The following is a 3263-nucleotide window of genomic DNA, read 5'->3' as shown; positions in this document are numbered from 1 at the left end:
TCCGGCTCTGCACTGTCCCTTTCCTTCCATATCCGGTTGAATGAGCGGTGCGCTCTCACATACCCTTTGCGTTCCGCGCTATCTCTTTGTAAGCAGCTTTCTTTGTTTTCTGTACCCATCTGCTCATCCCTCCTTTTCCTGTCGTACTAAGGACTCCTATTGATTCAGCCCTTCGCCGAGAAAAACTTCTGGCTACTATAGCCTCTGCTGACTTCTGTGCGTTCAGCGTTATTTCACAATAACGGTTACTCCTTTCGGAGCGTTCCACACAGACCTCCCTGGGTACCACACGTTTCTTTCCCTCCATCCATCTGCCGCATTTACTTCACATGATTCCGTGTAGCTATCGGGCTTCATCTTGCTATGCAGACTTACCCTCATGTACAGCCTTATATGCGGTTTCTGTTCGTCAGACCAGAGGTTTGCCCGTGGGTTAGTAGGTTCCCCACATCCGGCTTCCTTCAGATTCCACCTCACGATGGACACCCTTGCCTTCGGCTATATCTTTCCCGCTACCGGGCAGATTTGGGACTTGCACTCTTAAGAAACGTGCGCCGCCAGGCGCACAAAGCAAAAAAACAGACATTGCAATAAAGTGTCACACCACTTCATTGCAATGTCTGTTTTTATTTTTTTAGCAAGTTTTAAATGATACACAAGGACAGCCCGCGCAGGGTCACAGCCTTATCCTGCCACAGAAAATCATGACAGCTCGATTCCCGTCTCTTCCAGCATCTTCCTCTCCGCTTCCGTAAGCTGGGCTTTCTTAAGAAGATCCGGTCGGTTCTTTGCCGTGCGGATCACGGACTGCTCTCTTCTCCACTTTTCCACATTGGCATGATGACCTGATAAAAGGACAGGCGGCACCTGCTTGTCATGCCAGATTTCCGGTCTGGAATACTGGGGATATTCCAGAAGATGATCCTGAAAGCTTTCAAACTCTGCAGAGACATCATTGTGCAGAACACCCGGAACCAGCCTGGAAATGGTATCTACCATTACCATAGCCGGAAGTTCTCCTCCGGTAAGTACATAATCGCCGATGGAGACATAGTCTGTCACGATCTCTTCCAGCACCCTCTCGTCAATCCCTTCATAGTGGCCGCACAGAAGGATCAAATCTTCCTCTTTTGCAAGCTCTTCTGCCATTTCCTGTGAAAATGTTTTTCCCTGGGGAGACAGGTAGATTACCCGTGGCGCTTTTGATATTTCTTTCCCTTCCCGGCTGTTTATTTTCTCCCGGATTGCCTCATAAGTTAAATACACCGGTTCCGCCTGCATCAGCATCCCCGCTCCCCCGCCGTAAGGATAGTCATCCACACTGTTGTGCTTGTTAAACGCATAATCCCGGATGTTGACTGCATCAATGGACAAAAGGCCCCTGTCGATGGCCCGTCCGGTTATGCTCGTCCCAAGTCCTGCCATCACCATTTCCGGAAATAGTGTCATAATATGAAAATGCATCATGATAACAGTCCCTCCATCAGATGAATGGTCATCTTTCTTTCTTCTACGTCAATATCCATTATACACTGCCGGATTGCCGGTACAAGCACTTCTCCATGTCTGTCAGAATCAATGACATAGACATCATTGGCGCCTGTAGCCATAACGTCTTTCAATTTGCCGAAATGTTCCCTGGGATCGTCTGTATACACATCCATTCCGATCATGTCGGCAATATAGTACTCATCCTTCCCAAGGGGAGTTCCGTCCTCTCTGTCAACCAGAATGTCCTTCCCTTTATATTTCTCAATGTCATTTATATTATCAATTCCCTTGAATTTTAAGATAGCAAACTGTTTGAAAAATCTGACCTGTTCTATCTCCAGGGGAATCTGTTCTTTTCCTGTATCCAGATAAACTTTCTTCAGTTTTTTGAAACGCTTCACATCATCTGTTGTAGGAAATACCTTTACTTCGCCCCTTATCCCATGGGTGGAAGAAATAACGCCTACCCGAAGCTGTTTTTCCATAGTTTTTCTCCTTGCTTTTGCTCTTTTTACATATTTTTAATCGTCAAATAAAACTTCTTTGCAGAAACCAAAATTCTTCTTTAGAAGAATAAAAGCGTGTCCGGGAAATGGTCTTTTTGGACCCTTCGCTTCCCCAAACGCGCTTTTCTTTCTAGCCAGCGATATCAACTACCACTTTCTTATCTTCTTTCGATGCTGCTGCTTTTACGACAGCGCGGATTGCTTTTGCAATTCGGCCCTGTTTTCCAATGACTTTTCCCATATCGGAATCTGCCACCTTCACTTCAACTACTGTTGTACGGCCTTCCTCTTTCTCTGTCACAACAACACTTTCCGGGTCATCTACCAGTGCTTTAACGATGACTTCTACTAATTCCTTCATGATACGCACACCTCCCGGTCTTATTTTTCAATGCCTGCTGCCTTGAAAATCTTTCCTACTACTTCTGTAGGCTGCGCACCGTTGTTCAGCCATTTCTTTGCTGCTTCTTCATTTACATTGAACACGCTAGGATCCTGGTTTGGATCATATGTTCCAATCTCCTCGATGAACTTTCCATCTCTTGGGGATCTGGAATCAGCTACAACGATTCTATAGAAAGGAGCTTTTTTCTGTCCCATTCTTTTTAATCTGATTTTTACTGCCATTTTTTTCACCTCCACATTTTTTATTATCTATCTGGCACACTGCGGATACCCGCATATGTGCTGGTTAAAAAGGTAATCTGAATTTTCCCTTTTTACCACCTTTTCCCATCATCTTCATCATCTTTTTCATCTCATTGAACTGTTTTACCATACGGTTCACTTCACTGATGTCCACACCGGCGCCTCTGGCTATACGGTGCTTTCTGGAAGGATTCAGAAGATCCGGATCGCGGCGCTCCTGGGGAGTCATAGAATAGATCATTGCTTCCATCCGCGCCATTTTCTTTTCTGCTTCTTCTGTCTGACTGTCATCCAACTGCATGCCTTTTTTCCCGAGACCGCCCATGGGACCCATGCCGGGCAGCATGCCAAGGATACCGGAAAGACCGCCCATATTTTTCATCTGTTTGGTGCTTTCCAGGAAATCATCAAAGTCAAACTGTGCTTTTTTCATCTTGCGGGACATTTCTTTTGCCTTTTCTTCGTCGATTTCTGCCTCCGCCTTTTCGATGAGGGTAAGCACATCCCCCATTCCCAGGATACGGGATGCCATTCTGTCCGGATAAAACTGTTCCAGGTCAGAAAGCTTTTCTCCCATACCTACATAGAGAATCGGTTTCCCGGTCACCGCCTTAACAG

The 3263-nt window shown here is 45.9% G+C and carries 4 protein-coding genes and 2 pseudogenes; all 6 read right to left on the bottom strand.

Features of this window, described 5'->3' with window-relative positions; genetic code table 11:
- A pseudogene (locus tag WJ238_RS11920) lies at positions 1-119 on the bottom strand (reverse transcriptase); the annotation flags it as partial.
- Between the two features lie 583 nt (positions 120-702).
- Entirely contained in the window at positions 703-1464 is a 762-nt protein-coding gene (gene trmD, locus WJ238_RS00165; protein WP_337605823.1) for a tRNA (guanosine(37)-N1)-methyltransferase TrmD, read from the bottom strand.
- Entirely contained in the window at positions 1464-1976 is a 513-nt protein-coding gene (rimM, locus tag WJ238_RS00160) for a ribosome maturation factor RimM (RefSeq protein WP_337605822.1), read from the bottom strand. The genes trmD and rimM overlap by 1 nt, the downstream gene beginning before the upstream one ends.
- 151 nt (positions 1977-2127) lie before the next feature.
- Positions 2128-2358, bottom strand: a complete 231-nt coding sequence (locus WJ238_RS00155; RefSeq protein WP_033125422.1) for a KH domain-containing protein — start codon at positions 2356-2358, stop codon at positions 2128-2130.
- A 20-nt stretch (positions 2359-2378) separates the two neighbouring features.
- Positions 2379-2624: a 30S ribosomal protein S16 gene (gene rpsP / locus WJ238_RS00150; RefSeq protein ID WP_230106379.1), complete on the bottom strand. Its 246-nt coding sequence runs from the start codon at positions 2622-2624 to the stop codon at positions 2379-2381.
- A 64-nt stretch (positions 2625-2688) separates the two neighbouring features.
- A pseudogene (locus WJ238_RS00145) lies at positions 2689-3263 on the bottom strand (signal recognition particle protein); the annotation flags it as partial.

Origin of the sequence: Claveliimonas sp. (assembly GCF_037273965.1) — a bacterium.
In the GTDB taxonomy this organism is placed as follows: Bacteria; Bacillota; Clostridia; order Lachnospirales; family Lachnospiraceae; genus Claveliimonas; species Claveliimonas bilis.
The sequence above is the reverse complement of the archived record's forward strand: the minus strand, read 5'-3'. Positions and strand labels throughout refer to the sequence as shown.